This window comes from Psychrobacillus sp. NPDC058041 (assembly GCF_042885655.1).
Classification (GTDB): domain Bacteria; phylum Bacillota; class Bacilli; order Bacillales_A; family Planococcaceae; genus Psychrobacillus.
Map to the genome: position 1 here is coordinate 473,059 of NZ_JBHVRO010000002.1, position 25,867 is coordinate 498,925.

General features: G+C 34.5%; 30 protein-coding genes and 2 pseudogenes. 26 read left to right on the top strand and 6 right to left on the bottom strand.

Features of this window, described 5'->3' with window-relative positions; translation table 11 throughout:
• Positions 1-10: 10 nt before the first annotated feature.
• The 8 genes and pseudogenes from ACFVR1_RS04880 to ACFVR1_RS04915 form a co-directional block, all read left to right on the top strand.
• A complete protein-coding gene (locus tag ACFVR1_RS04880; RefSeq protein ID WP_387581077.1) occupies positions 11-1,372 on the top strand; it encodes a dihydroorotase in 1,362 nt (453 codons plus the stop codon).
• A gap of 101 nt (positions 1,373-1,473) precedes the next feature.
• The gene (locus ACFVR1_RS04885) at positions 1,474-1,671 is read left to right on the top strand and encodes a DUF3311 domain-containing protein (protein WP_387581080.1); all 198 of its coding nucleotides are present in this window, start codon (positions 1,474-1,476) and stop codon (positions 1,669-1,671) included.
• Entirely contained in the window at positions 1,668-3,116 is a 1,449-nt protein-coding gene (locus ACFVR1_RS04890; RefSeq protein WP_387581082.1) for a sodium:solute symporter family protein, read from the top strand. Before ACFVR1_RS04885 ends, ACFVR1_RS04890 begins: the two co-directional genes overlap by 4 nt.
• Positions 3,117-3,248: 132 nt before the next feature.
• Positions 3,249-3,674 (top strand): alkaline phosphatase PhoX, encoded by a 426-nt coding sequence (locus ACFVR1_RS04895; RefSeq protein ID WP_387581245.1) that lies wholly within the window; start codon positions 3,249-3,251, stop codon positions 3,672-3,674.
• 202 nt (positions 3,675-3,876) lie between these two features.
• A pseudogene (locus ACFVR1_RS04900) lies at positions 3,877-4,215 on the top strand (alkaline phosphatase PhoX); the annotation flags it as partial.
• A complete protein-coding gene (locus ACFVR1_RS04905) occupies positions 4,202-4,534 on the top strand; it encodes an ATP-binding cassette domain-containing protein (RefSeq protein WP_387581085.1) in 333 nt (110 codons plus the stop codon). The pseudogene ACFVR1_RS04900 and the gene ACFVR1_RS04905, both read left to right, overlap by 14 nt.
• A 127-nt stretch (positions 4,535-4,661) precedes the next feature.
• On the top strand, positions 4,662-5,039 hold the full coding sequence (locus ACFVR1_RS04910) for an SET domain-containing protein (protein ID WP_387581087.1): 378 nt from the start codon (positions 4,662-4,664) through the stop codon (positions 5,037-5,039).
• Between the two features lie 176 nt (positions 5,040-5,215).
• A pseudogene (locus ACFVR1_RS04915) lies at positions 5,216-5,385 on the top strand (transposase); the annotation flags it as partial.
• A gap of 105 nt (positions 5,386-5,490) precedes the next feature.
• On the opposite strand, the gene ACFVR1_RS04920 reads toward ACFVR1_RS04915, so the two are convergent.
• The 3 genes from ACFVR1_RS04920 to ACFVR1_RS04930 all read right to left on the bottom strand — a co-directional run bounded on the left by ACFVR1_RS04920 (position 5,491) and on the right by ACFVR1_RS04930 (position 6,465).
• Positions 5,491-5,784, bottom strand: coding sequence for a spore coat protein (locus ACFVR1_RS04920; RefSeq protein ID WP_387581090.1), 294 nt, complete (start codon positions 5,782-5,784; stop codon positions 5,491-5,493).
• Between the two features lie 25 nt (positions 5,785-5,809).
• Positions 5,810-6,010, bottom strand: a complete 201-nt coding sequence (locus ACFVR1_RS04925) for a hypothetical protein (protein WP_387581093.1) — start codon at positions 6,008-6,010, stop codon at positions 5,810-5,812.
• A 269-nt stretch (positions 6,011-6,279) separates the two neighbouring features.
• A complete protein-coding gene (locus ACFVR1_RS04930; protein ID WP_387581095.1) occupies positions 6,280-6,465 on the bottom strand; it encodes a hypothetical protein in 186 nt (61 codons plus the stop codon).
• A 627-nt stretch (positions 6,466-7,092) separates the two neighbouring features.
• On the opposite strand from ACFVR1_RS04930, the gene helD reads away from it, so the two are divergent.
• Positions 7,093-9,435, top strand: coding sequence for an RNA polymerase recycling motor HelD (gene helD, locus ACFVR1_RS04935; RefSeq protein ID WP_387581098.1), 2,343 nt, complete (start codon positions 7,093-7,095; stop codon positions 9,433-9,435).
• A gap of 557 nt (positions 9,436-9,992) precedes the next feature.
• Here the strand turns inward: helD and ACFVR1_RS04940 are convergent.
• On the bottom strand, positions 9,993-10,181 hold the full coding sequence (locus tag ACFVR1_RS04940) for a hypothetical protein (protein WP_387581100.1): 189 nt from the start codon (positions 10,179-10,181) through the stop codon (positions 9,993-9,995).
• A gap of 243 nt (positions 10,182-10,424) precedes the next feature.
• On the opposite strand from ACFVR1_RS04940, the gene cyoE reads away from it, so the two are divergent.
• On the top strand, positions 10,425-11,321 hold the full coding sequence (gene cyoE, locus ACFVR1_RS04945; protein ID WP_387581102.1) for a heme o synthase: 897 nt from the start codon (positions 10,425-10,427) through the stop codon (positions 11,319-11,321).
• Positions 11,322-11,367: 46 nt separating this feature from the next.
• Here cyoE and ACFVR1_RS04950 read toward each other — a convergent pair whose 3' ends face one another.
• Entirely contained in the window at positions 11,368-13,977 is a 2,610-nt protein-coding gene (locus tag ACFVR1_RS04950; protein WP_387581104.1) for a cation-translocating P-type ATPase, read from the bottom strand.
• 658 nt (positions 13,978-14,635) lie between these two features.
• On the opposite strand from ACFVR1_RS04950, the gene ACFVR1_RS04955 reads away from it, so the two are divergent.
• Positions 14,636-15,166: a DUF4269 domain-containing protein gene (locus ACFVR1_RS04955; RefSeq protein ID WP_387581107.1), complete on the top strand. Its 531-nt coding sequence runs from the start codon at positions 14,636-14,638 to the stop codon at positions 15,164-15,166.
• Between the two features lie 78 nt (positions 15,167-15,244).
• Complete coding sequence (locus tag ACFVR1_RS04960; protein WP_387581109.1) at positions 15,245-15,772, top strand: GNAT family N-acetyltransferase; 528 nt, start codon at positions 15,245-15,247, stop codon at positions 15,770-15,772.
• 64 nt (positions 15,773-15,836) lie between these two features.
• Here ACFVR1_RS04960 and ACFVR1_RS04965 read toward each other — a convergent pair whose 3' ends face one another.
• Positions 15,837-16,001, bottom strand: coding sequence for an aspartyl-phosphate phosphatase Spo0E family protein (locus tag ACFVR1_RS04965; protein ID WP_387581112.1), 165 nt, complete (start codon positions 15,999-16,001; stop codon positions 15,837-15,839).
• Positions 16,002-16,396: 395 nt separating this feature from the next.
• Between ACFVR1_RS04965 and ACFVR1_RS04970 the strand changes: the two genes are divergently transcribed.
• From ACFVR1_RS04970 to ACFVR1_RS05035, 14 genes are all read left to right on the top strand, one after another.
• On the top strand, positions 16,397-16,627 hold the full coding sequence (locus tag ACFVR1_RS04970; protein WP_387581115.1) for a hypothetical protein: 231 nt from the start codon (positions 16,397-16,399) through the stop codon (positions 16,625-16,627).
• A 181-nt stretch (positions 16,628-16,808) separates the two neighbouring features.
• Positions 16,809-17,711 (top strand): hypothetical protein, encoded by a 903-nt coding sequence (locus tag ACFVR1_RS04975; protein WP_387581117.1) that lies wholly within the window; start codon positions 16,809-16,811, stop codon positions 17,709-17,711.
• Between the two features lie 109 nt (positions 17,712-17,820).
• On the top strand, positions 17,821-18,603 hold the full coding sequence (locus tag ACFVR1_RS04980) for an aminoglycoside phosphotransferase family protein (protein WP_387581120.1): 783 nt from the start codon (positions 17,821-17,823) through the stop codon (positions 18,601-18,603).
• A gap of 35 nt (positions 18,604-18,638) precedes the next feature.
• Positions 18,639-18,989, top strand: a complete 351-nt coding sequence (locus ACFVR1_RS04985; protein ID WP_387581123.1) for a zinc ribbon domain-containing protein — start codon at positions 18,639-18,641, stop codon at positions 18,987-18,989.
• A 301-nt stretch (positions 18,990-19,290) separates the two neighbouring features.
• The gene (locus tag ACFVR1_RS04990; protein ID WP_387581125.1) at positions 19,291-20,565 is read left to right on the top strand and encodes a S41 family peptidase; all 1,275 of its coding nucleotides are present in this window, start codon (positions 19,291-19,293) and stop codon (positions 20,563-20,565) included.
• Between the two features lie 24 nt (positions 20,566-20,589).
• A complete protein-coding gene (locus tag ACFVR1_RS04995; protein WP_387581128.1) occupies positions 20,590-21,132 on the top strand; it encodes an NUDIX hydrolase in 543 nt (180 codons plus the stop codon).
• 517 nt (positions 21,133-21,649) lie between these two features.
• Positions 21,650-21,793 carry a hypothetical protein gene (locus tag ACFVR1_RS05000; protein WP_387581130.1) on the top strand — a complete coding sequence of 48 codons (144 nt, stop codon included), beginning with the start codon at positions 21,650-21,652 and terminating at the stop codon, positions 21,791-21,793.
• 45 nt (positions 21,794-21,838) lie between these two features.
• Positions 21,839-22,423, top strand: coding sequence for a histidine phosphatase family protein (locus tag ACFVR1_RS05005; protein ID WP_387581132.1), 585 nt, complete (start codon positions 21,839-21,841; stop codon positions 22,421-22,423).
• A gap of 54 nt (positions 22,424-22,477) precedes the next feature.
• On the top strand, positions 22,478-22,774 hold the full coding sequence (locus tag ACFVR1_RS05010; protein ID WP_387581248.1) for a hypothetical protein: 297 nt from the start codon (positions 22,478-22,480) through the stop codon (positions 22,772-22,774).
• 125 nt (positions 22,775-22,899) lie between these two features.
• On the top strand, positions 22,900-23,367 hold the full coding sequence (locus ACFVR1_RS05015; protein ID WP_387581135.1) for a GNAT family N-acetyltransferase: 468 nt from the start codon (positions 22,900-22,902) through the stop codon (positions 23,365-23,367).
• Between the two features lie 15 nt (positions 23,368-23,382).
• Positions 23,383-23,556, top strand: a complete 174-nt coding sequence (locus tag ACFVR1_RS05020) for a DUF6366 family protein (RefSeq protein WP_387581138.1) — start codon at positions 23,383-23,385, stop codon at positions 23,554-23,556.
• A 33-nt stretch (positions 23,557-23,589) separates the two neighbouring features.
• The gene (locus ACFVR1_RS05025; RefSeq protein ID WP_387581140.1) at positions 23,590-24,324 is read left to right on the top strand and encodes an alpha/beta hydrolase; all 735 of its coding nucleotides are present in this window, start codon (positions 23,590-23,592) and stop codon (positions 24,322-24,324) included.
• Between the two features lie 181 nt (positions 24,325-24,505).
• The gene (locus ACFVR1_RS05030; RefSeq protein WP_387581143.1) at positions 24,506-25,306 is read left to right on the top strand and encodes a class I SAM-dependent methyltransferase; all 801 of its coding nucleotides are present in this window, start codon (positions 24,506-24,508) and stop codon (positions 25,304-25,306) included.
• Between the two features lie 46 nt (positions 25,307-25,352).
• The gene (locus tag ACFVR1_RS05035) at positions 25,353-25,835 is read left to right on the top strand and encodes a GNAT family N-acetyltransferase (protein WP_387581146.1); all 483 of its coding nucleotides are present in this window, start codon (positions 25,353-25,355) and stop codon (positions 25,833-25,835) included.
• Positions 25,836-25,867 lie beyond the last annotated feature (32 nt).

Genomic DNA, 25,867 nt, shown 5'->3' on the forward strand with positions numbered 1-25,867 from the left:
AGTTAATGTAATGAAGCAAGTTGAGAGCGTTGTTAAAGGGAATATTGTATTGAAAGATAAAGTAATTAAAGGTGAAGTCGGAATCAAAGAAGGAAAAATAGTCAGTATTCATGAAGGAACAGGCCATCTGCAATCTGATGATGTTAAAGATTATGGAGACGCTTATGTATTTCCAGGAATGATTGATGTACATGTACATTGCTTCAGTAATCCTAATGAAGGATTTGTGACAACGAGTACTTCCGCAGCAGCAGGCGGTATAACTACATTCCTAGACATGCCCTATGATTTGCCGAACCCGGTTAACAATGTTGATCAGTTTAAAAAGAAAGTTAAACAGCTAGAGGAAGAAGCCGTTGTTGATATTTGTTTATGGGGAACCATTTCGAAGACGAATGGAACAGACCAAATTATTCCTTTAGCAGAAGCTGGGGCAATTGCTTTTAAAATGTCCACTTTTGAAACGGATACTTACCGTTTTCCAAGAATTCCTGATCCTGAGATATTGAAAGCGATGAAGCTGATCGAACAGACTGGACTTCGTGCTGCTTTTCATTCAGAAAACGATGAAATCATTGTAGATTTGATTGATGAATATCAAAAAGAAGGAAAAGTGTACCCTAAAGCACATAACGAAACACGTCCACCTGTTACAGAAACAAGCGCTGTATTGAAATTAATGGAATTCGCATATTGGACAAATGTAAAACTCCATATTGTTCATGTTAGTCACCCAAGAACAATAGACATGATTAAATTGTTCCAGGCCCAAGGGGTAAAAGTGACATGTGAAACATGTTATCCATATTTATTGATGGATGTGGATGATTTAGATAAATACGGACCAATTGCAAAAAATAATCCTCCATTAAGAGAAAAAGAGGAAGTCCAGGGATTATGGAAACATATCGAAGAAGAAAACATCGATTTGATTTCCTCCGATCATGCCCCATGGAGTGCAGAGCAAAAAGAGATAGGGAACGATAATATTTTCCTTGCTTCTTCAGGCCTACCTGGGGTTGAAATTATGGCACCGTTAATGTTCAATAGCACCGTTTCAAATGAAAGGTTAACACCGAATGAATTTGCAAATCTAATGTCAACTCATCCAGCAGAAGTATTCTCAATACCTGGAAAAGGACAGATCAGTGTAGGATATGATGCTGATTTTACAGTAATTGATCCGAAACAAAAGACAGTTATCGACCAAAATTCTTTTAAATCGTTTTCGAAGTTAACTCCATTTAATGGACAAGAATTAAATTGTAAAGTAATTTCTACTATTTTACGTGGAGAAGAAGTATTCGATGGAGAAAACGTAACCAAAGGTCCTGGTTACGGTAAGTTTGTCCCTGGATCCGCAGCTAATTAACATTTTCTCTACACTATAGTGCGTTCAAGCAGATGGAGAAGCAACTCCATCTGACTTCGCACTATATTAACCGCACGATATTTGAAAGGTAAGGTGAAAATATGAAGCCATACTACTTACTTGCTGTATTGCCTTTTATCGCAATATTAGGCGGCGCGGCTTTTGTAAATAGAATTGAACCCTATGTATTGGGTATACCATTTTTCTTGTTTTGGATTATTTTTTGGGCAGTTATGAGTTCAATCATCATGTTTATCATTTATCGTTTAGATCCTCTAAATAAGGAGGGGGAAGAATGAATATTGCACTGGTAATTATAACTTTATCTTTGATTCTCAGTATCGCATTGGGGCTTATGGCAAAGCGCGGAAAAGACATGAGCATGGAACAATGGGCTATTGGTGGCCGCGGTTTTGGTGGAATTTTCGTCTTCATATTATTAGCTGGCGAAACTTATTCGGTTTTTACATTGTTGGGAACAAGTGGTCTTGCCTTTAATAATGGGGCCGCAGCATTTTATTTACTAGCCTTTACAGCTTTAGGTACCATGACATCCTACTGGATATTACCACCTATCTGGAAATACGCGAAAGAAAATAATATCGTATCACAATCCCAGTTCTTTTCGTCAAAATATAACAGTAAAGGACTTGGAGTATTTGTAGCCATTGTGGGTGTTTTAGCACTAATTCCTTATATCACGATCCTGTTTAAATCAATGGGGATATTAGTATCGGCTACTTCCTACGGTGCCATTCCTTCTACTGTAGCCATTTGGGTTGGTATGATTGGATTATTAGTTTACGTTATGGTCTCAGGAATTCATGGGTCAGCGTGGACTTCTACGGTTAAAGATGTATTAATTCTCTTCGTTATCGTCTTCTTGGGGATCTACTTACCGGTCCATTACCATGGCAGTTTAGGGGGATTGTTCCAAGCGGTTAATGAACTTAAGCCTCATGCATTAGCCTTGCCAGAGAAAGGATTAAGTGTTTCTTGGTTTATATCAACTGTTGCCATTAGTGCATTTGCCTATTTTATGTGGCCGCATAATGCACCTACAATTTATGCTTCAAAAAATGCAAAAGCCTTTCGATTAAATGCAGTATTGCTTCCGATTTACGCGCTAATGGTCTTGTTTGTATACTTCGTTGGATTTACAGCAGTTGTTGAGCTTCCAGGTTTGAAGAGTGGAGATTTGGCGTTATTAGAAATTTCCATGAAGACATTCGATCCATGGTTTGTCGGTATTATTGGGGCAACAGGATTATTAGCTACTCTCGTTCCTGGATCAATGATGCTAATGTCAGCGGCAACAATGATTACAACGAATGTGATTGCACCATTAAAGCCTAATATCTCTGATAAAAGTAAAGCTATCACAGCAAAAGGATTCGTTGTTTTATTATCAATCGTGTGTGCATTCTTCTCAATGAGTGGAAGTGATACACTTGCAACTTTATATTTAACTTCTTTTAGTTTAATTACACAAATGGCACCTTCACTATACTTGAGCTTAAGAAAGAAAAACGGAATTACAAAATACGGTTCTGGAGTTGGAATGTTTGTAGGCGTGACGATTGTTCTGTTTGTCACATTTACTAAAACAACAATGGCCAGTCTATTTCCATCCCTGCCAAGTGTTATTCAAGATTTAAACATTGGGGTCATAGCTTTATTTAGTAATATAATAGTTATGTTTATTGTAAGTTTCTTCACAAAAAGTCCAACGAAGTTAGATTAAAATCATAAGTACAACCTTAATTTATTTAATGAAGAAAGTATATTACAAGTAGAAGAGGTCGCCTAATAGGTGGCCTCTTCTACTTGTAAAAGTACAATAAAATCAGGTCGATTTTGATATTAAAGGTAGTCTATTGTTCATCATACCCGTAAAGCAGTAGATGGTATATGGACAATAGTGAAAGGTTATCCATTTAATCGAAGAATCACTGCCGATACGCCAATCAATTTAACTGGTACAGCTAAAGGGAATGGAGCAGTAGGTGGGGTTACTCATGTCATCGGTATATTTGCCAACCTTTCGGGGAGAAAAACACTTTGTGATATGGTTTTTTCTGGAAAATATAATTATGCGGAAATAATGCAGAACTGGTCGGAAACAGCAGGAGTTCCAGCTCAAAATCCTACTCACTACGGGTGGGCGGTTGAAATCGCCGCTTATGAACCTAAATCAACTCCAAAAAAACATTCGATGCTCAGTAGGTTCACTCACGAGAATGTAGTGATGACACTTGGGAAATACGGTCGTATTGTTGTTTACAGTGGTGCCAGCTTGTAGGAGGACCCCTATGGATCGTCCGGAGGATATTGATATTCATCCATAGGATTGCTCTGTATTTATTGCTTTCACAAATAACATTGCGCACGGAAACTATTACGGACAGATATATCGAATGTTTCCAGAAGACAATAACCATGAGAGTACCTCATTTGGATATGAAATTTTTTAATCTGGAGGGCCGCAAACTGGTTTTGCCTGTCCAAATAACTTGATGTTTTACCATTGGGTATGCACTGATATCGCTTCTGATAAGAACAATAAAGGAGCGTATAGACCATTCTGTAACAACAGATTATATATGATTTCAACAGAAGGACCTTATCGTGGTAAAGGAATGCAATTTGCATCTGCACCTGTACAAGCGGAATTAACAGGGACATGGTTGGCTCCTGATGGTGAAACACTATTTATGTCTGTCCAGCATCAGGTGAAGAGAGTGTGGATGTTAATAATCCGTCTAGCAGGTGGAAATTTGGTGAGATTCCAAGACCATCCGCAGTTGCGATTACAAGGCAATAAGAAAGTTGCCAGGTTCTAAGACAATTCGGAATTGTTTTAAAACCTGGCAACTTAAATTAGGTATAGAGCGCTCCAGTTTTTCAAATAAAACAATTAAAAATTGGAGCGCTGGCGAACAGAAAAAAGTATTTTTAGCAAACGCATTATTAGGAAAAAATGAATTATTTATTTGGGACGAGGTAACCAATTATTTAGACGTGTTCGTGATTAATCAGCTGATAGAAGCGATAAAGAAATATCAACCAACTATGATTGGCGTAGACCATAATGAATATTTCGTTAATGATACAGCTACTAAAAATATAGAATTAACACCATTTATCAAAGATTTTTTCTGATTTAATAGTTTCGGGGTTAATATTAAATTGACCACAAAAATGGTTAATAGCTAAATATAATGAGCTCAATGTCTAAATTAATGTTATAGTTAGAAAGTATATTTTAAAAGTGAGTAGGCGAACAAACATGATAGAGGTAAAAACATCTCCATTAAGTGATGGAGAATTCAATAGAGGGGTATTTGCTACATGTGATTTCAAAAAAGGAGAACTTTTACATGAAGCACCTGTCATTTCTTATCCGAACGACGAGCATCAATACATTGAGAAAACCATACTCGCTGATTACGCTTTTGAGTATGGGATAGGCCAATCTGCAATCCTTCTTGGTTATGGAATGTTGTTTAATCATTCTTATGAACCTAATGCAATGTATGAGATTAATTTTAAAAATCACACATTTGATTTCTATGCTTACACAGATATTAAAGCAGGAGATGAAATTCTAATCAATTATAATGGCGACGTTGATGATAAAGATCAACTGTGGTTTAATCAGGATTAAAAGAATTTAGAAGCGATTCTTGACGATTCGCCTTCCGAAATGAAACAATCTAATTATTTCAATTGAAGAAAAAACTATTTTTAAAAATCTTTAATAACCATCTATCATTCACTTTGATAGATGGTTATTGTGTTTTTTACACACATATGTAGATAATGCCACATAAGAAAGATGTAAAACCAATTTACGCGAAACTCAAAGAAATGATTTAAACGTGTATTAGCAGATGCCAAAGAAAAGCATGGCATGCGTTGGACGATGTTAAGTGGACTTTAAAAATTGTCGATGCAGGGGGATGCCTACTTTCGCTGCCATACATTTGAAAAAGATGGCTAACTGGACTTGACTAGGGCCAGATGTGTTCTAACAAACGAGCTAGAAGAGCACTAAAAATACTCAAAAGGGTATCGAAATAAAACAAGCAACATTAAATTGCGCTTTTAGGTACTTTCTAATATTGATCATCTGGATGGAGGTTATTTCGCATAAGTTCCTTTACTTTTTCAACCTGCTCCTTAGATGCATCCTCTGTCTTATACCAACCTTTATTGCCCATTATCTCAAAAAGCTGATAATGGCTCGAGCTCGCATTTTCAAAACATTGCTTATAAATTTCCCGCAGTTGCTGATGTGTGGTCTCTAATATGGTATTGCTGAGGCTGCGGCAGCGTCCCTTCTCAAGCTCTAAACAAAGCTGGAGCATTTCACGGTCTGTTAAGCCTCGTCCTGCGATATTATTTGGCATATGAATGAACCCACCTTTGCAATTATTAAATGTTGTTTGTTCGGTTGAAGTATTGGGAGAGCGCGGCAATTTTTAACTGGTGTTTTTCTGCCATCTCCTCGAGTGTTTTTCTTAACTCTTGTTCTTTGCATTGTGTTGCACACCAGTTCATCGTTTTTGCGGTTATCTCCTCTGCACGGATTTCATCCTCTATAAATGCCAATTCTTTCATAGTTAAGACGGTCATCTTAATTCATCTCCCAATGTAAAGTTAGTATTGTTAGGATTGGTGGACATAGTAGATTATCCTCACATGTTGTGTGTTTTTCTACCAGCCCTTAATTTTATTAGCAAACTTATCTAATCAATCATAAGCTATATATGTTCATTCACGTATCAAACTCAAAAAAATTAACTTGTATTTAATTTCGTTTCGAAACAATTGATGAATATCATAACTTAAAATCTAGAGAGAGGGATCGTGACCATATTCTCTTGTATTTGAGTTTGACATTATTATAAATTTTCGTTTTGTTGTTTAATTTCGTCGCCGGCAATTATTATATTGGCTTCTTCAAGCGCTTTATGTTCATTTACAGAATTCCCTTGTACATTTCTTAAATTTGGAAATGTTGATCCATTTTCAATTGTTATTTGCGAATTCTTTGGCGCTGTTGTAAGATAAGTTTCCTTTTTATCCAATCTTCATCACTCCTCTTTAAAAGTTTTTGCTATAGTAGATGAACTTATACATATTTGACTTTCAAGGATTTGATAAAAAAACGAGAAGATTAGTTAAAGAAGGATACTGTTCTTTATATAATTTCTAGTAGGCAGTGATTTTGTAAAACTAACTAATATGAAAATCTATGATATGATACAGTCATTTGAACGGTCAAGCTTATAGGAAGCAACTAATTTCAATTTATAATTGATATAACACTTTGTAAGGGAAGGCTTTGAGAAGATATTTGAGGTGAAACCATTTAGTTATTCAAGTTTATTGCAGAACAGGGGGGTTCTAATTAAGAATAACTCAAAGAGCTACGTATAAAGCTGGTGAGGAAGCTAAAAAGGTTATGTAGATGAAATAATTTACACTACATCCAAGTAATAATGAAAGGTGCCAGGTTCAAAACAATTCGGAATTGTTTTTGAACCTGGCACCTTATTTTTGTGTAAAATACATTGAAAAAAGTACGGAACAATGGTAAGTTTATATAGTAACACAATTTAAAATCGTTTAGAGTAGAATAACCCTATATTAATTTTATAACACATTATTTGAAAAGTCAACCCCCATTTTGATTCAATAAAGGAGTGCTTAATATGGAAACGGATATTCGTACGGAGCAAAAACGATTGGACAGCGTAATGGAGGCTATTACTGAACAAATCGGTAAGCTGGAAGACGAAACCAACCAGAGTCGCAAAGAAGTGGTTAATTTCCGCAAACATTTTTGGGATGACATCAAGGTAAGCACAGATACTTTTGACGATTATCTGGAGACGATCATCAGCTTGAGACAACAGGCTCAGAATCTTTCAGTTAGTCAAAGTACTCACAGACAAGTCTTTAACAGATTGACCGCGTTACGCCGCATGCAGGAGGTACCTTATTTCGGCCGAATCGACTTCAGGGAAGAAGGAACTTCCGTTACGGAAAGATTCTATATAGGCATTTCCACTCTAAGGGATATAAGTGGAGAGAACTTCCTTATCTATGACTGGCGAGCTCCTATCTCGAGTGTCTACTACAATTACTCCCCGGGACCTGCTGAATACACTACACCTGGAGGAGCTATCCACGGCATGCTAGACCAAAAGTGGCAATATATCATCAGCGATGGGGTTGTAGAATCGATGTTCGATACTAATCTCACCATCGGAGACGAGATTTTACAACAGGTGCTCGGTAAAGGCACAGATAAACATATGCACAACATAGTTTCTACTATTCAACTGGAACAAAATCGAATCATCCGACATGATTATGGGCGGCTGCTCATCGTTCAAGGAGCAGCTGGAAGTGGAAAGACATCGGTCGCACTTCAGCGGATAGCTTACTTGCTCTACAAGTATCGGGATAGATTGAAAGCCGACCAAATCGTTCTATTTTCGCCAAATTCTATGTTTAAAAGTTATGTATCAAATGTATTGCCCGAACTCGGTGAAGAGAATATGCAGCAGGTCACATTCCAGGAATACTTGAACCATCGTCTTAGCAATGCATTTCAAGTAGAAGGACCTTATGAGCAATTGGAATATGTGTTGACTGCTACGGATGATCCTTCATACAAGACTAGGGCTGAGAGTATCCGATTTAAGGCATCGGTCCGTTTTTTTGAGATAATTAAAACATACAGGCAATCACTGGAATTATCCGGCATGCAATTCAAGGGAATTATATTCAGAGGAACACCGATAGTCACCGCCGAGCAAATCTCTGAAAGATTTTATAGTAGCGACACATCGCTACGCTTTCATAATAGACTTGCGAAGCTAAAGGATTGGTTAAACAAGAAAATAGATGAAGCTGAAAAAATCGAACTAAACGAGCCATGGGTATATGACGCAATTGAACTGCTCAGCGAAGAGGACTATCAAAAGGCTTATAACCACTTACGGAAAAAACGCGGCTATAAAGCGGAATCGTTAGACGATTATGAGATTGAGCATAAAGCGTTAAGTCGATTGATTGTCCGGCAGAAGTTAAAGCCGTTACGCAAACGAATTAGTATGCTTAGTTTTATCGATATTAAAGGAATATACAAGGGAATTTTCTGCGATTTAACTCGGATTAAACAGTGGGTGGAGGAGGAAACACCTAAGGAGTTGTCGGAAATCTGCCTATCTACTGTGAAAATGCTAGATGAGGGGAAACTGTTATACGAGGATGCTACCCCGTATTTACTTTTGAAAGAGTTGATTCAAGGCTTTCAGACGAATGTCTCAATCAAACATGTTCTGATTGACGAAGCGCAAGATTATTCTCCTTTTCAATTCGAGTTTTTGAAACGTTTGTTTCCTTCTGCAAAGATGACCGTACTTGGAGACTTTAACCAGGCGATATTCGCCCATTCCAGCGAAACGGTTGATTTTCACACGCTTTCGGGGTTATACGGGCCGAATGAAATGGATACGATAACTTTGACCCGTAGCTATAGATCAACAAGACCAATCGTCGAATTCACACGTCAACTTGTACCAAGTGGCGAACATATTACACCTTTTGAACGCGATGGCGAGAAACCAGTGCTGACGCAATTGTCCAATCGTATCGAGCTGCATAGCAGTATCTTATCTAAAGTAGCAGAATTGCGGAATCGTAGTTATAATACGATTGCGATCATATGCAAATCGGCGGAGGAAAGTGCTGCAGCTTACGATTTTCTGAAGGATGTTGAAGAAATTAAGCTAGTTAAGAAAAGCTCAATTGACTATGAGCAAGGCATCGTAGTCATACCGGCGTATTTGGCTAAAGGTATTGAATTCGACGCCGTAATCATATATGACGCATCGGCGCAAGTATACGGCGATGAAAGCTTGCGTAGATTGTTCTACACTGCCTGTACCCGGGCTATGCATCATTTACAGCTATACAGTGTAGGAAAACCGAGTCCTTTTTTGCTTAACGCTGGTCCAGAGAGTATGCTTCTAAGCTTGACTTAGCATGGGAATTGTTAGTCTCCCTGTGTTACAAACAATTTATGTACAATTTAAATAGTGACCGAGTTTTGTATGAAAGGGTCTGTTATTTAATGTATGGGGATAAATAATATATTTGAAATTCTATTAATATGTAATGAAAATTAAATGAAAAAACTATGTTGTATTTTTATTACAACATAGTTTTTATTTTTGTTTCTATTGTTTTTAAATTGTTGCTATGTTTGAACCAGGTCTTTGAATTGGGTTACTCCAATTCAAATAGTGAATGTGAGGGAATTAGTGACTTCCGTCATAACTATGAAAGTAATCATTATCTTTTATAGCATCACCAAGTTCATCATAGTAATTTATTTGTTTAATTGCATTATCTAAAGTAGTGCACAAGTAGACTAAAGCATACCCGCGAAAAGTGTCAATAATAGTGGAAATCAACGACATTTCTAAGTTACTTTTCTTAAAAGGACCGGGCGTCTAATTGCCCGGTTTTTCTCTAGATACATATTGAAAAAAAGAGAGGTTACCTATAACCTATATTCCTCACATTTCAAATTCCACTTTTATTTATTTTTGAGGGACTGTTTATTCTTGTTTTTGTTAGTTGCATTGATATGTGCTGTAGAGCCAAATTCTTCAGCAAATTCTTGGCTAGTGTTATCGTTATTACTGTTGCTGTTTTCATTTTTTTTGTAGATTTCGAAACTATTATGCGTTCTTTCATTCATTGTCTTTTTGTTATTTTTACTCATGGATCTTCACCTCCTAAAGTCTAGAGTGCACATTTTAGTAGGTTTTATTCTTAAAAAGCATTACTACTCCTGGATAATGGACCAAGGTAACAAAAAACTAAAAAGATCTTTGGATGGATATGTCAACAGATTGTCACCTAGTAAAGAAGGCGAATAGTCCATAATTCTGTTATATTTAGAAGAGTAATAATATCGAGTAATTCGAAATGCGTTGAGGAAATGAAGGAGTGTTAAGTAAACACTATGCAAAAGAAATCTAATTTGAATTTATGGGCACTGGCACTAAAAACTGGGATTATTAAATCTAATTTAATTCCAATGGTAGCAGGTCTCATGCTCGCTTTATACACGTATGAGTTAAGTTTTCAAGACAATATTACGAATATCGTATGTGCGATTTTAGGAACGGCAGCAGTAATCGCTGCAGCAGGCTCGTTTAATAATTTATATGATCGTGACATTGATATTGTGATGCAACGTACGAAATATCGTCCCACTGTAACAGGTGAATTATCTCCAAAACTAGTTTTAGTCGTAGGAATCTCTCTACTTATTATTGGAACTGGATTACTTGCATTAACGACACCACTTGCATCGTTATTAGGTTTTCTCGGAGTATTTTTTTATGTAGTACCATATACAATTTGGACAAAACGTCGTACTATTTGGAACACAGAAGTTGGCAGCATTTCAGGTGCCATGCCCCCACTTATTGGTTGGGCAGCAGTAGCACCCGATATTTGGCATCCAGCAGCCTGGGCATTATTTATTATTGTCATGATTTGGCAAATGCCACACTTTTATGCAATAGCTATCCGTAAAAAGGATGATTATGCCGCAGCGAATATCCCAATGCTTCCTGTAGTAAAGGGAGAGCGTCGCACTTATATTCAATCAAACATTTACTTAGTTTTATTAATTTTAACGAGCTTCTTATTTTTACCCCTTAGCTTAGGGCTTACATTTGTTTCGATTATTTTAGGCGCAATTTGGCTTTGGATGAGTATTATGGGATACCATAAGAAGGAAGGGAAGAAGTGGGCGAACCGAATGTTTGCATACTCATTATTTCATATGATGTTCATTTTCGGAACTGTCATTATTTATGCATCAATAGGAATAATTTTAAACGCGCATTGAGTTTGTGACCCTGTTTTAGAATAGTATCTGAAACAGGGTCCACAAACTATTTTTTACTTCTTACGAACAACACTTTATACCACTGATTGACTAAAAATGGCATAAAGGACAAGCAATAAATATAGCCTAATTGTACTTTACTCAATGTTTCGACTTCAAACACACCGGTAAGCTTTGGTATAAATAATACTAAGTGTAAACATAAAAAACCAATTAAAAATGCTAGCCAAGTATATTTATTTGAAAATACACCTATTGTGAAGATCGATTCTCTAGATCTAGAGTTAAAGCCATGTATTAATCTTGATAAACATAATGTTGCAAAGGCCATTGTGCTTGCTATTAGAGTATCTCCTGTTGACAAGCCTATCCGAAATGCGATGATTGTAGAGATAGCTATCAATAAACCTTCAAGCATCACTTGAATAGTAAATTTTTTATTTAATAAATGAGTGTTAATTTTTCTAGGCTTGTCCTTCATTGTGTTTTTATTATGAGGTTCTAATCCGATTGCGATTGCTGGCAAGCTATCGGTAAGTAGGTTAATAAATAATAGATGCACAGGGGCAAAGGGAACTGGTAAACCTAGTACGGTTGCATATAAAACAACAAAAATAGCACCTGCATTCCCTGATAACAAGAATAGAATGGCGTTTTTAATATTCGTATAAATGCTTCTCCCATTCGAAATAGCTTTAACAATTGTTGAAAAATTATCATCCGTTAATATCATAGAGGATGCATCTTTCGCAACCTCGGTACCGGTTATCCCCATTGCTATACCGATATCTGCTTGTTTTAGAGCAGGACCATCATTGACACCATCTCCCGTCATCGCAACGACATTTCCTTTTTCTTGCCAAGCTTTAACAATTCGAATTTTATGCTCTGGTGATACTCGAGCGTAGACAGAGAAATCTTGAACCTTTTCTTTTAATTCTTCATCAGTTAATCCTTCAATTTCATTTCCTTCAATTGCTTCTGATGGATCATTTAAAATCCCAATTTGCTTGGCAATTGCAGTTGCAGTTATTTTGTGATCTCCTGTAATCATAACTGGTTTAATGCCAGCCTTTATACAGCTTTCAACAGCAGCTTTTGACTCTTTCCTAGGTGGATCCATCATCGCCATTAAACCTACAAAGATTAAATCTCTCTCATCTTTTACATTGATTGTTTGTTTTTCCTTTATCTCTTTGTACGCAATTGCTAGTACTCTTAAACCATTCATAGAAAAGTCTCGGTTTACTTCTTCGATCTTTTTACGATGTTCTACTGTAATATCAAGAATACCTTTGGAAGTTTCGATTTTCACAATTTTAGTTAGTAGAACATCTAATGCTCCCTTTGTAATCATAATAGATTGTCCATTAATATGGTTTAATGTACTCATTAGCTTTCTGTCTGAATCAAATGGAATTTCCGTTACTCTAGGATTGTGATTTCTTACGGTTATTTCGTCCAGTTCGTACTGCTTTCCTAATTTTACGAGTGCAATTTCAGTTGCGTCACCGATTTCTTTATTATCTCTTTCCACGGCGTCATTACATAATAGTGCCATCAACATATGATTTTTCTCGATAGTATTTTTGATATTTAGTTGATCATGTGAAATTACTTTTTGATCCACATATACTTGTTGAACTGTCATTTTGTTTTCGGTCAATGTACCCGTTTTATCTGAACAAATTACAGAGACACTTCCTAGACTTTCTACAGTATAAAGCTTACGTATTATGGCATTTTCCTTCGCCATTTTTTGTGTACCAAAAGCTAACACTATTGTAACAATTGAACTCAATGCTTCTGGAATTGCTGCAACTGCTAGTGAAACAGCAAACATAAAAGATTCTACTAACTCTCGTCCACGAAAAAGATCAATAGTGAAAATAGCTAAACATATCATCGTAATACCTAAAGCTAAGTTTTCTCCAAAATGATCTAGACTCACTTGTAAAGGAGTTTTCTTCTCTTTCGCAGTATCTAGTAAAGTTGCGATTTTTCCTATTTCTGTTTCCATTCCTATAGAAGTAACAATTACAATACCACGTCCATTAGTGACGAAGCTGCCAGTAAAAACCATATTTTTCTTATCACCAATGGTTACCTGATCTACATCAATAGGTTCGGTACTTTTTCCTACTGCTAATGATTCACCAGTCAGCGAGCTTTCATTAATATGCAGATTATGGCTTTCTAATAATCTTCCATCCGCATTTACATAATCACCAGCGTCCAAATACAGAAGATCCCCAACTACAATATCTTTTGATGAAATTTTCATTAGCTGATTATTTCTCATCACTTTTGCAACTGGAGAGCTCAAAGCTTTTAGGTTATCCAAAGACTGTTCTGCCTTCACATGCTGAACAGTGCCTAGTATTGAGTTAATAATAACGACAATCAAAATTACAATAGTACTTTCTACTTCACCTAATAGAAATGAAATGAAAGCAGCAATCATTAAAATAATGACTAATAAATCTTTAAACTGTCCAAAGAAAACTGCTAGTGTACTTGTTTTTTTTCCTTCTACTAATTTATTATAACCGTATACTTCTTGTCTCTTTTTGACGTCATTATCATGCAATCCTTGATTTGTCACGCCTAACATCTTCATGACTTCAAGTGATGATTTTTGATGATATTCTAACATTCGATTCCCCTTCCAGTCTGAAATTATTAGATTATCATGCTAGTTAAAGAAACTCTTAGATGATGGAGATTCTTAGAAAACTGGTATAAATCAAATCGCAATGGAAGGAAATTAGCTAAGTAGTGATGTGAAAATTAACTAGTAGCTAACTATTAATAACCTGCAAGTACAATTTGGCCAGTTTAGATTTAGTGGAAAGGCTCTTACTATTAAATAATCTTTCAGTTAGCAGTTTGATTTCCATTAAGTAGTATTTTCCATTGGTTGTAGGTAGTGAATTCACTTCAATATATTCATGAAAAGTAGCTTTCGAATAATCATTCCAATTTTGTTCAATATATACTCCACCTCCATTAGCTATAACAATATTATTCCTGTTTCTATTCCAGTATGATAATAATCAATATAGAAATTAAATTATTTGTTATATAGGGGGAAATAAAATTAGATTCAATATACTCATGGAAGTAATTCCCTAATATCTCTGTACAATAATCTGCAAATATACTAGCCTAAGAATGCAGGATTATAAGTTTAATACTTATGGCTTATTTTTTTATTAAAGATGGAATTTAAAGGTGTTTTCTTACACGTGTCGAAGTGTTATTAATTAGCTGGGGGACAAGCTTGATATTCTTATAGAAAGGAAAGGAATCGTATGTTTGAAACAATAGATTACTTACAATTCGGAAACAAAAATCAAAAGCAGGCTTATTCAGCTATTAGGAATTTGGGAATCATGCAAAACCTTTCCGAATATAATCCCATTCTTTGTGGTACCTTCCCAATAGGTATTAATATAATTGGTTCCGATTTAGATATAATAATGAATGTAGCAGATTTCTCATCATTTGAGAAAAAAGTAACTACTATGTATGGAAAGCAAAAAGATTTTACACTAAAAATAACTTCAATTCGAAATGTGTCAGTAATTAAAGCTAATTTTACATTTGACGGGTTTGAATTTGAACTATTTGGTCAACATCAATCAGTAAAAGAACAATTTGCTTATCTTCATATGGTAATTGAAAATTCAATACTAAAGCAATTCCCAAATTTCAAAGAAGAAGTAATTAAGTTAAAAGAACAAGGGGTTAAAACCGAGCCTGCTTTTTGCAAACTTTTAGGATTAGAACGAGATCCGTATGTTGCCCTTTTAGAATACGGAAAACAAAAAGAAATCATTTGACTTGAATTAACGAGATTCCCTACGATTTCATGCAATACAACTATGTAATCGGAATAATTTATTGGAGGGGGGAATATTTTGATAATTAGAGCTGCCACTTTGGATGATGCTATGTGTATTGCAAAAGTTCATGTAGACTGTTGGAGAACTACATATAAAAATTGTTTACCAAGTGAATTTCTGGATAAATTGTCTTACAATCATAAGACAGAATCTTGGATAAAGAATATATCAGATAATGATCATTATGTATTTGTTGCAGAAAATAGTGAGGGTAAAATTGTTGGATTTGCTGATGGTGGAAAAAGATATACAAATAAAATTAAATGCTCTGGTGATTTGACTTCTATCTATTTACTTAAGAAGTATCAAAAAATGGGAGTAGGAAAAATGCTTGTTAATAAACTATTTGAGACATTTAATAGACTAGGTTATAAAACAATTTTTGTCGAAGTTTTGGAAGATAATGATTCTAGATTTTTCTACGAAGCTCTTGGTGCTCAGCTACTTGAATCGAAAAAGATCAATATAGCTGGTGTTGAATTAAACCTATTAATCTATAGATGGGAAGATATTAGAACTGTATTTTTTCATCTAAAACAATAAAACCGATCGTAATCATTTGAGATTACTGATCGGTTTTATTTTCGATAAATTTATCCAATTACTATTAAGAAACTTTTTTTTGATAATTATTTAGTAGAACATCCAGCTCTTGACTACATGAAACAACAATAGGATGGTTTAGCCCAAAGTTCTTCGCCTTCCTATACATATCTTTTCTCTTGATACAAATTTGTTTCAACAATGCTTTTTCATCCAACAAACTGTTCACAAAAACTTCCTCCATACAATATATTTAGCTTCAATTCTTGAGAAGATTATCTAGAAGGCAGGGAAGCAACTTTTTTTATTTTATAATATTAAAAATGCAAAACTTGTCACATTACGGAGGAAATTAGAAAGTTCACAATCTTGTCACATTATAGAGGAATATAAGTCGAAGTATGGAAAAACTTAACTTAAGATAAATAGTAAAGTACTAAAAAATAAATGGAATTTAGTAGAAAAGAGGAATATTAAATGTGGGGATACTATTCCAAGGAGTTGTACTTAAGTAAGAGTAAAAAATTGAGATTTAAAAAAACTCAATTGTCTCGGATGAATAATTGGAAAATTGAAACCATTCCCTATGTATTTCCGTAGTAGTAAGTAAAGAGGTGAGGAAAAATGAAAAAGTATATTGTATTTATGTTAAGTTTTGCTTTGTTGCTCTTGGTGTTTCAATTACTATCGGGGTGGCTACTAACAGTATCTTATACTCCTGATTTATTTTTGCAAAAGACGACTTCAGATCCAACAACTGTGTTGGGACAGAGCTCGACAATTTATTTAGTTGGAATATTATTCATAGCTTCATTGGCTTATTTTACTTCGCAAAAGTTATCAAAAACTGAATAATTATATAGTGGGTTTTCTATTTTTGGGGGCGCCTTTTTATTAAAGATAGATGCACTACTATTTAACGATTGAAATAAAATTGGAAATCGATTTTGTAGTTTCAGAAGAAATGAAGGATTTTATTTTTAGAGATAGCCTATGAATTAATAAAGAGTTAAAAACCTAACGAAGGAGTTTAAAAATGAACGTTCAAATACAACCAACACAAGAACAGATAGACCATTGGATTGAAAAATATGTTCCTGAAAAAGATTTGTTTTTCTTACGAGAAAAGGAGCTGCTAAATTTTGTAGATTATTTACATGAAGTGTTAGTAATTCCTAAGGATGAATTTTTCAATCACGCCTCTTACTTACAGATCCAGCTAGTAAATAGTTATGAGTATTGGGGAATTTCTAATGATATTCAATATGTTATTTTAGCTCACTCAGGTTGGGTAACAACCCTTAGTTCAGAGACAAGAGCAACTCTTTTTAGCATACAAGTAAGTATAAATAGAGGTTTAATACTTCCGCTTTCTTTATTTTCTGAACCGGATGAAGTTTCAACTGAATTTATTGTAAAAAAGAAAGGTGAACCATATGTTGTTCTTCAAAATAATATGTGGAAGAAGTTGTCCTTTTCAAACAAAGAGAAAGCAATTCAAGCATATGCTCTTGAATGGGACAGTTGGGAGTCCTTAGAAGTTCCAGATAATATTCCTGCACACTTGAAAAAATATGCGAATTCATTTTCAACAGATGCTGGTGCCAACTGTCTAGCAGCAACGCTTTATGCAATTAGTAATCATTCAGAGAGAAATGAATGGATAATAAACGAATGGGTGCATCAAAAAACTTTTACACAAGGACTTAAAAATGCTCAATATTCCATCACTGACGATGAATTGACAGTTGGTGATGTCGTTACATGGATTAACGCTGAGGGAATTATTCAGCATGCAGCCTATCATCTTGGAGATCATTTATTTTTCAATAAAAACGGTCAAACCTTTTTCAATCCATGGAAAATCATTAACTGGAAAGAATTAAACGAAGAGTGGAGTGCCTATACATATCGGATTTATCGTAAAGCGCATAACTAGTTGATTATGAAGGAGGATTAATCTTGAAGAAAAAAACTATTCTAATGGCGATGATAGGGGTAGCGATTCTAAAAAAGTGAACTAAGAAGTACATTAAAGGAGCTTATTTATGAACAAATCAATTAACCCAACTATTCTCGAACATTTTGAAACAATTATCGGTAAAGTGCATTCTTTTTCATTTCCTAAAAGACAAGGAGGTACGTCAGAAGTAACTTTTTTACAAACAGAGAATGCGTTGTTTGTTTGTAAAATTGCCAAGAAATCTTTGTATAGAGGCTGGCTTTTAGAGGAATCAAGGGTAATGAAACATTGGAATGAAGAAACAAACTTACCTATACCAACTTTCTATCAATTTGTTGAAAATAATCAAGAGAGTTATTTACTAATGAGTCTAGAAAAAAGAATCCCACTAAGGGAAGCGCTTCTGAAAGCAGAATCGGATGAAGAAAAATATACGCTTTTCGAAAGTTTCGGCGCCCTTTTAAAGCAATTGCATGAAACAAAACCACCAACATCGTTGGTTACAAAAGAATCGTGGCTTGATAAACAATTGGAAAAAGCTACTTATAATTTACAAAACTACGAGGTAGATGGGAATCAACCATTACTGGATAAATTAAAAAGTCATAAACCTACTCCATTCAAACAAACGTTAATCCATGGTGATTGCACCATAGATAATGTTCTTGTTTCAAACGGAAGAGTACGTACGTTTATTGATTTAGCCGGTTCAGCATATGGGGATCCTCGCTATGATATTGCTTTAGCAACTCGCTCTATCAGAAACAATGAAGCGCTCTTACAAGCTTTTTATAAGGGGTATGAAGGAGAAACCATCACGGAAGAGGAATTTGATTACTTCGACAAGGGATTGTATGAATTTTTCTAAACTGTCTCTTATATTGATAATTTGGAGGTAACAAAATGAAATTTATCGCTCCGTTTGTTTTATTTATAGGCATAGCAGGGTTGGGCTTTTCCGTTTACGATTTTTTCACTTCGAACAGATGGGAAGGACCTGAATATTTCTGGTTAGGTTTTGTAGCCTTGCCTGTTATATTTGTTGGATTTATCCTAACAGGGATTGCTTATCGGAGTAAAATTATAAAATCAAACGAAGAAATTTTGAGAGCTCAAATGAGGGCTGTAGGTCAAGGTCTAAAAGAGGGACTTTCGGATTCTGGTCATTATTGTTCAAATTGTGGGCATCAATATGAACGGGATGCAAAGTTTTGTTCGGAATGTGGAAACCTATTGGAAGATCCTAAGTCATAATGTTTATTATGAAGTTAGAATATCAAACGTAGAAGGTCTGTAAGTATAGACTACTAACTTATTAAATTAAACAATTGTTATATAATGGCGATGAATACTTTGATAAGGGCAAAGCTATCTGCAGAAAAAAGGAACAAAAATCTTTCTGTTCCTATTTTTAAGAAGGAAGCGTTTTTAGAACGAGATTTTTGTTACCAATCAAAAGTTGTTGTTGAAATATTTACAGTTTAAATTAACCGAATTTTTAATTATTACCTGAATTTTATATAGGGTTACTTATTATGAATGAGGAGGAATATTAGTGTATAAAGAAATCTTCGAGGAAATCATATCGATAATGCATGAAGATTATTCAGGATGTATAGATAAACAGGGCTGGGATAATCCGAACAATTTTAGGGAGATAATTAAAAATAAAAATAATTCATTTGCACCAAACGAATTTATCGAGTTGGTTAAGGATTATTTACTCGATTTTAAGGATAATCACATCCATTTTAAGTGTTCAAATCAGAATCAGGAACCTCAACAGGAAAGAGGATTTAAAGTTCGAAGATTTAAAGACAAACTCTATGTTATATCCGTTCGCAATGAAGAGAATATTGCTCTCGGTTCAGCGATTTCTGCTTTAGATGGTGTGCCAATAATGGAGTTGAGAGAACAATATAGTCGTATATTAAATGAAAATCATGTAGAGCGTGAACAGTGGAATCCAATTCTAATAAAACACGAGACTTGCACTATAGTAAACGATGATGAGACCACAAATGTAGTAAGAATGGAGAAATTCGACAAAATTTTTGATACTCCTACATATACCATAAAAAAAATGGCTGAAGGTCCAGTCGTTGTAACACTGACTGATTTTGACGATCCCGATACTATTTGTAAACTTATACGTGCCAATGAAGAAATACTTAGTACTTCCGAATCTTTAATAATCGATGTCCGAAAAAATGCAGGTGGTACAGATGCTAGTTTTATAGATCTTTTAGCATATATATTTCCGGAAGAGGAAAAAGATTATTACGATCCAGCTGTCCATACGATGTTGTTCAATTGCACAGCACGGACATGCGATCTCCAATTGGATATGATAAACGAACAACTTGAAAAGGTTGAAGATGAGCAAACTATATTAATGATAGAGGATTTCAAAAGTTTTTTCCAATCGAATCATGGAAAAGGCTTTGTAAATTTTAATATACAAAATAATAATTCCTTCATAATGAAGGGGAAGGTATTTCCGAAGAAAGTGATTATCCTTTCAGATGTTTTTTGTGGTAGCTCCGGAGATTCATTTGTTGAAGCGTGTAAACTCTCGAATAAAGTAACAGTTGTTGGAAGAGCAACTGCTGGATTAAATGACTATACAAACTTAGCGATTAAGAAATGGCCAGAAGGATTTGAACTTTGGTATCCTACTTCGAAACTAAAACGTGTAGATGATGGTAAAGGGATGACACGGATCGGCCTCGAACCAGATATCTATATACCATGGACCCCACAGCATATCAAAGAAGATTTAGATATGCAGATGGCTTTAGAGATTATAAAAAGCAACCCCCAAAAATAAACATGGATTAAAGGAGATATTTTGATGAACAGTTGGAAAACGCTAAATTCAAGTTATGTCTACAAATCTCCATTCGGTAATTTACGACAAGATAGCTGTGAACTTCCAGATGGACAAATTATAGAAAACTATTATGTCAACGAATACGCAGACTGGGTGAATGCAATTGTTCTCACAAAAGATAAGCAGATTGTGCTTGTCAAACAGTATAGATATGCTGCACAAGACTCCTTCTTAGAAATTCCAGCTGGAAAACCGGAAGGAAATGAAGCATATGAAGAAGCAATCTTGCGAGAGGTAAGGGAAGAAACAGGATTTATTACAGAAAAGAAGCCTATATTATTAGGGGAGTTTTATGTTAATCCAGCAACACAAACGAATAAAGTTATAACGTTTCTACTATTCGACGCTTATAATGCATTTGAGCAAGAATTAGATCCTACAGAATTTATTGATGTAGATTTGGTGGACTTAAATGATATGGAGATGATGATAAATAACGGCGAGATAAATCAGTTATTTACTGTGAGTGCTTACTATATGGCAAAATCATTTCTAACTAAATAATGAAGTTAAATCTAGGATAGTTTTAGTTGGTAAAGAAGAGATCAATATCCAAAGGCAAAATTTTAATAGTTTTAGTTGAAACAATAGAGACTAAAACAGCCTACTTATTGGAAAAATCTAGTTACACAATGTAGAACTTCATACAATTTTAAAAAAATAATATAATTTCTAGCATCCAAGGTGGGTGCTTTTTTTTTTGCCTTATTTATCACTTCCTAGAATCGTAATATATAAGTGACTCTACAAGCTGAGATTTTGCTTTTTTATATGAAGAACAACCGAATCGCAAGATATAGAATTCAAATCGCAAAATCAGATGTCAAAATCGCAAAAATTTGTAGTTCTCAATATTAGTTGGAAAATTAGCAGGTTTAGTTGGAATTTTAGAGTATTTAGTTGGAATAGTTTTTTTCATACAATATTTTCAGCAGATCTAACGAGTTTTTATAAGAAGCAGGTTGGAATTAGTGTATAATATTGGTAATAATATTATACACATTGAAGGAGGCAATTCGAAATGTCCTTTATTATAGGGTTACTGATTATCTTAGTGATTATTCTCCTATTTTCTTTGAGTGCAATTGAAAACATGTTAAAAACAATAGTAAATCAAAACGAACGTGTAACAGAACTTCTTACAGAAATTAAAGATAAAAAGTAACGATTTTTTAGATGGGAAAAAAAATTAAGGTAGTAGGTGTTAAACGTGACAACAGTTGGTTTAATAAGGCATGGGATTACAGAATGGAATGAGCTTAGGAGAGCGCAAGGGATTTCTGATATTCCATTAAATCAAATTGGTATAAAACAAGCCCAAGCATTAGCAGATAGGCTCTCCCTGGAAGAGAAATGGGATGTTATTATTTCAAGCGATTTATCACGCGCAAAAGAAACTGCACAAATAATCGTAAATAAATTAAATTTGCCTATTTCTATTTATGACCAGAGAATTCGTGAAATAAACTGTGGAGAAATAGAAGGAACAACAGAAGAAGAACGAATACAAAAATGGGGAACTAACTGGAGAGAATTAGATCTAGGCTTGGAGAAATTTGAAGAAGTGGCTAAAAGAGGATTTAGATTTTTAGAAGATGCAGTAATGACATATAAAGATAAGCGAATATTGGTAGTAAGTCATGGTGCATTAATTGGACTTACATTACAACACTTGTTACCTGACGTGTTTCCAATTACATATATTGAAAATACATCAATAACAATTCTAGAAAATTACGAAAATAAGTGGAGCTGTAATCTATATAATTGCACCAAACATTTAGAGGTTCATTAAGCATAATAGGTATATTCTAGTCTAATAATTTTAATAGGAGGGATTATATTGAGAGTGATTTTAGAATTAATTCGAATTATCTTGTTACTCGGTATTTTGGGTGTTTTTATGGGATTTTTAGTAAACATTATTTACGGAATTTTCAAAGTTGATTTCGGTAATTCCTATTTAGGGTTTCTACCAGGTGTGGCGATTCTGATAATGTTTTTTGTGTTCTATAGAAATAAACTCCAATTTTCTGGATATTACAAAAGTGATGGACAAGTAAAATTGTCTAAAAAAGTGAGTATTACACTGGTTTCTTGTTCGATCCTTCTTCTAATAATTGGACCTTTATTTCACTTAATATAGAAGTAGCCATTGTTTAGTCGTTAATAGCGCTCATTATCCGGAATCAGAGAAAATGGAAAAATTTATTGGAGAAGTATTGAATTTCTTGAAGATTCCATATGCTTAATAGAAAAAGAGGTAAGAATATGATTATTAGGCTAGCTGACAGTAAAGATATTAACCAGTTAATTCAAATGAGATTGGATTTCACATTGGAATCCAATCAAAATATAGTTTTCAGTGAGAGTGATTTCATATCATTTAAATTAGAATGTGAAAACTTTTTAGAAAAGGCTCTTAATAGTGAAAACTGGTTTATTTGGATTGCAGAGGAGAACTCAAATATTTTATCTCATATCTATATAGAATTAATACAAAAAGTACCACGTCCTGGTAGAAAAACTCATCCATTTGCATTTATGACAAATGTCTATACGGTTAAGGATTTTAGAAACAAGGGCATAGGAAGTAAATTGATCACAACTATAAACAAATGGGTAGAGAGCGAGAAGTACGAATTTATCATCGTTTGGTCAAGTGATGATAGCATTGAGTATTACAAGCGAAATGGATATATGCATTGTAAAGAACCTATGGAGTTTTTTCCTACATAAAAAGGAGGTCTACAGATGAATACAGACAAGGAAACACCTAAAAATAGTAGAGAAAGATTAAGACTAGAAGAATTGAAAAGGAATCCAGCTGGGAATTTAAATGATGCTTTTAATCGAGCAACTAGAGGTAGTTTTATGGATATGGGTTGGAACGTTGCTCCCATTATTTATTCAAGGGAATTAACATAAGAGTTGAATGAAGAAGATTGGGAGGGAAATTGAATGATAAAAAGTGTATCTAAAGATTTCATCTACAACAAATATTCGAGTAATTTAACAAAAAGGGGCAAAACGATTGTACTCTTTCATGGTTGGGGTTCAAGCGCAAGCAAATATCATGACTTTGCGGAAAATCTAATGTCACTTGGTTTCAAGGTTGTTGTTCCAGAAATAATATATCATGACAGCAGAAATAAATTGGAAAATCATTTTAATAAAGAAGTTATGCAAGAGTACTTTTGGAAGACAATTTTTAGAAGTATTGACGATTCTAAATTATTACTGGAAAAATTAGGTGAGGAGGAAAAGGATATAATCCTTATGGGAATCTCCATGGGAGGATTTATAGCGAACGGGATATTTGCAAGTGGTAATCATTTCGCAGGCTTAATCAATATTAACGGATCTGGCTCTTTTCTTTTATCGGAAAAGATTTTCAGGGAAAATGATTGTCGTCCTGAAATGACTGATGAAGAGATGTACAAAATAAATGTTTATAATCCACTCGGAAAAGTTCATAGTGGTTCTCCTATTCTATTAATGCATGGGGAACAAGATAGTATTGTTTCAATCGAAGGTCAAAAAGAATACTATAATTATTTGACTGAAGCAAATGCTCACTATGACGTGCAATTAATTGTTTTTGATGAAGTAAATCATATTTTTTCCGAAGAAATGTGGGAAAGTTTAAAACAATGGTTAGACCAGAAGTTCTTCGTATTAAAGGATATCCACTAAACTATGAATTTTGAGGATGCAAAGTAAAGGAAAACTCGATCCAGTTAAGGTGATTTGGTTAAATCACGCTAATTTGCTAGTGGTAGAAGTTTATTTGACTCCAATTTCATCGGTTATTCTTGCAACACGAATTAAATAACTTTATCTTCTTTCAGATAATGAATTGGGAGGAAATAATTAATTGATAAATTACGGTGACGATTTATTTAAAGGTGCAGCATTATATTATTCACGATATAGGCCAATATATTCTGCTTCCTTGATAAGGTTTTTAATAACTAGATTTAATTTGGATGGAAGTGGCCAAATGTTAGATTTAGGCTGTGGGGATGGAAGACTTGCTTTAAGGTTTTCGGATTGGTTTGAAAAAATAGTTGGGGTTGACATGGCACCTGAAATGATTCAACTAGCACAAAATCTTAGCAGTGAAAATCGGGTTGAAAATACAAATTGGTTTATTGGGGATATTGAAAAATATAAAAGCCAATCCAATGTTGAGTTCAGATTTGTTACTATTGCCAAGGCTTTTCACTGGATGGATAGACCAGTCGTTTTAGATCACTTATATGAAATGATTTCTGATGGAGGTGGTATAGCTATTATAGACAATTCTTCCCCAAATGGAGTACTTTTACCGTGGCAAAAGAAAGTGAAAGATGTAGTAAACCATTGGTACGGAAATGAAAGAAGAGCAGGTAATACGATTTATTCCCATCCAGAAATTACACATCAGGAAATAATAACAAATTCAAAATTCGTCTTAGAAGTTCATCAGATTCCACCATATGAACAATATTGGACAATCGATTCTATAATCGGTAATCACTATTCGACTTCGTATGGTTCTAAACGCTTTCTTGGAGAAAATGTGGCTTCGTTTGAAGAGCATATAAAGGAAGAACTATTTGCCTTTGATCCAACTGGCGTGTTTACAGAAGAAATTAATACGTCGGTTAAACTGGCTCTCAAAGAAGGGGGTTAACTTACGTAGAAATAAAGATGAAAAGTAATTTCAAGGGGAGATAAAATTGTTTGAAATTAGATACTTAAAAGAAAATGAAAAGAATTTTTTAATGGAGATGCTTTATGAGTCAATTCACATAGAGAGAGAGAAAAAACCACCACTTGATGAACTGCTTTATACAGATGAGTTGAAGAAATACCACCAAAACTGGGGTCGAAAAGGTGATAAAGCGTTAATAGCGATTGATAATTCAGGAACTCCTGTAGGTGCAGTATGGTATAGATTATTTAGCAGTGAAGAACGTGGGTATGGTTATGTGAATGATGATACGCCAGAGTTAGGAATTGCTATAAAAAAAGAAGTAAGGGGAAAAGGTCTTGGTACTCAACTAATGTATTCAATAATAGATGAAGCAAAAAGTAATAGCTTTAAAGTATTATCATTAAGTGTTGATGGTGATAATACGAATGCTATAAATCTGTACCGTAGCTTAGGTTTTGCAGAGGTTGGAAGAGAAGGGACTTCAATCACTATGTTGTTAAAATAACGGGTTAGCCCTGGTTCAATAGGAAAACATTC

Excerpts from the sequence above, each read along its gene's own strand:
- ACFVR1_RS04880 (WP_387581077.1), top strand. The coding sequence starts at position 11 with ATGAAGCAAGTTGAGAGCGTTGTTAAAGGGAATATTGTATTGAAAGAT.
- ACFVR1_RS04885 (WP_387581080.1), top strand. The coding sequence starts at position 1,474 with ATGAAGCCATACTACTTACTTGCTGTATTGCCTTTTATCGCAATATTA.
- ACFVR1_RS04890 (WP_387581082.1), top strand. The coding sequence starts at position 1,668 with ATGAATATTGCACTGGTAATTATAACTTTATCTTTGATTCTCAGTATC.
- ACFVR1_RS04910 (WP_387581087.1), top strand. The coding sequence starts at position 4,662 with ATGATAGAGGTAAAAACATCTCCATTAAGTGATGGAGAATTCAATAGA.
- ACFVR1_RS04920 (WP_387581090.1), bottom strand. The coding sequence starts at position 5,784 with ATGCCAAATAATATCGCAGGACGAGGCTTAACAGACCGTGAAATGCTC.
- ACFVR1_RS04925 (WP_387581093.1), bottom strand. The coding sequence starts at position 6,010 with ATGACCGTCTTAACTATGAAAGAATTGGCATTTATAGAGGATGAAATC.
- helD (WP_387581098.1), top strand. The coding sequence starts at position 7,093 with ATGGAAACGGATATTCGTACGGAGCAAAAACGATTGGACAGCGTAATG.
- ACFVR1_RS04940 (WP_387581100.1), bottom strand. The coding sequence starts at position 10,181 with ATGAGTAAAAATAACAAAAAGACAATGAATGAAAGAACGCATAATAGT.
- cyoE (WP_387581102.1), top strand. The coding sequence starts at position 10,425 with ATGCAAAAGAAATCTAATTTGAATTTATGGGCACTGGCACTAAAAACT.
- ACFVR1_RS04950 (WP_387581104.1), bottom strand. The coding sequence starts at position 13,977 with ATGTTAGAATATCATCAAAAATCATCACTTGAAGTCATGAAGATGTTA.
- ACFVR1_RS04955 (WP_387581107.1), top strand. The coding sequence starts at position 14,636 with ATGTTTGAAACAATAGATTACTTACAATTCGGAAACAAAAATCAAAAG.
- ACFVR1_RS04970 (WP_387581115.1), top strand. The coding sequence starts at position 16,397 with ATGAAAAAGTATATTGTATTTATGTTAAGTTTTGCTTTGTTGCTCTTG.
- ACFVR1_RS04975 (WP_387581117.1), top strand. The coding sequence starts at position 16,809 with ATGAACGTTCAAATACAACCAACACAAGAACAGATAGACCATTGGATT.
- ACFVR1_RS04980 (WP_387581120.1), top strand. The coding sequence starts at position 17,821 with ATGAACAAATCAATTAACCCAACTATTCTCGAACATTTTGAAACAATT.
- ACFVR1_RS04985 (WP_387581123.1), top strand. The coding sequence starts at position 18,639 with ATGAAATTTATCGCTCCGTTTGTTTTATTTATAGGCATAGCAGGGTTG.
- ACFVR1_RS04995 (WP_387581128.1), top strand. The coding sequence starts at position 20,590 with ATGAACAGTTGGAAAACGCTAAATTCAAGTTATGTCTACAAATCTCCA.
- ACFVR1_RS05000 (WP_387581130.1), top strand. The coding sequence starts at position 21,650 with ATGTCCTTTATTATAGGGTTACTGATTATCTTAGTGATTATTCTCCTA.
- ACFVR1_RS05015 (WP_387581135.1), top strand. The coding sequence starts at position 22,900 with ATGATTATTAGGCTAGCTGACAGTAAAGATATTAACCAGTTAATTCAA.
- ACFVR1_RS05020 (WP_387581138.1), top strand. The coding sequence starts at position 23,383 with ATGAATACAGACAAGGAAACACCTAAAAATAGTAGAGAAAGATTAAGA.
- ACFVR1_RS05025 (WP_387581140.1), top strand. The coding sequence starts at position 23,590 with ATGATAAAAAGTGTATCTAAAGATTTCATCTACAACAAATATTCGAGT.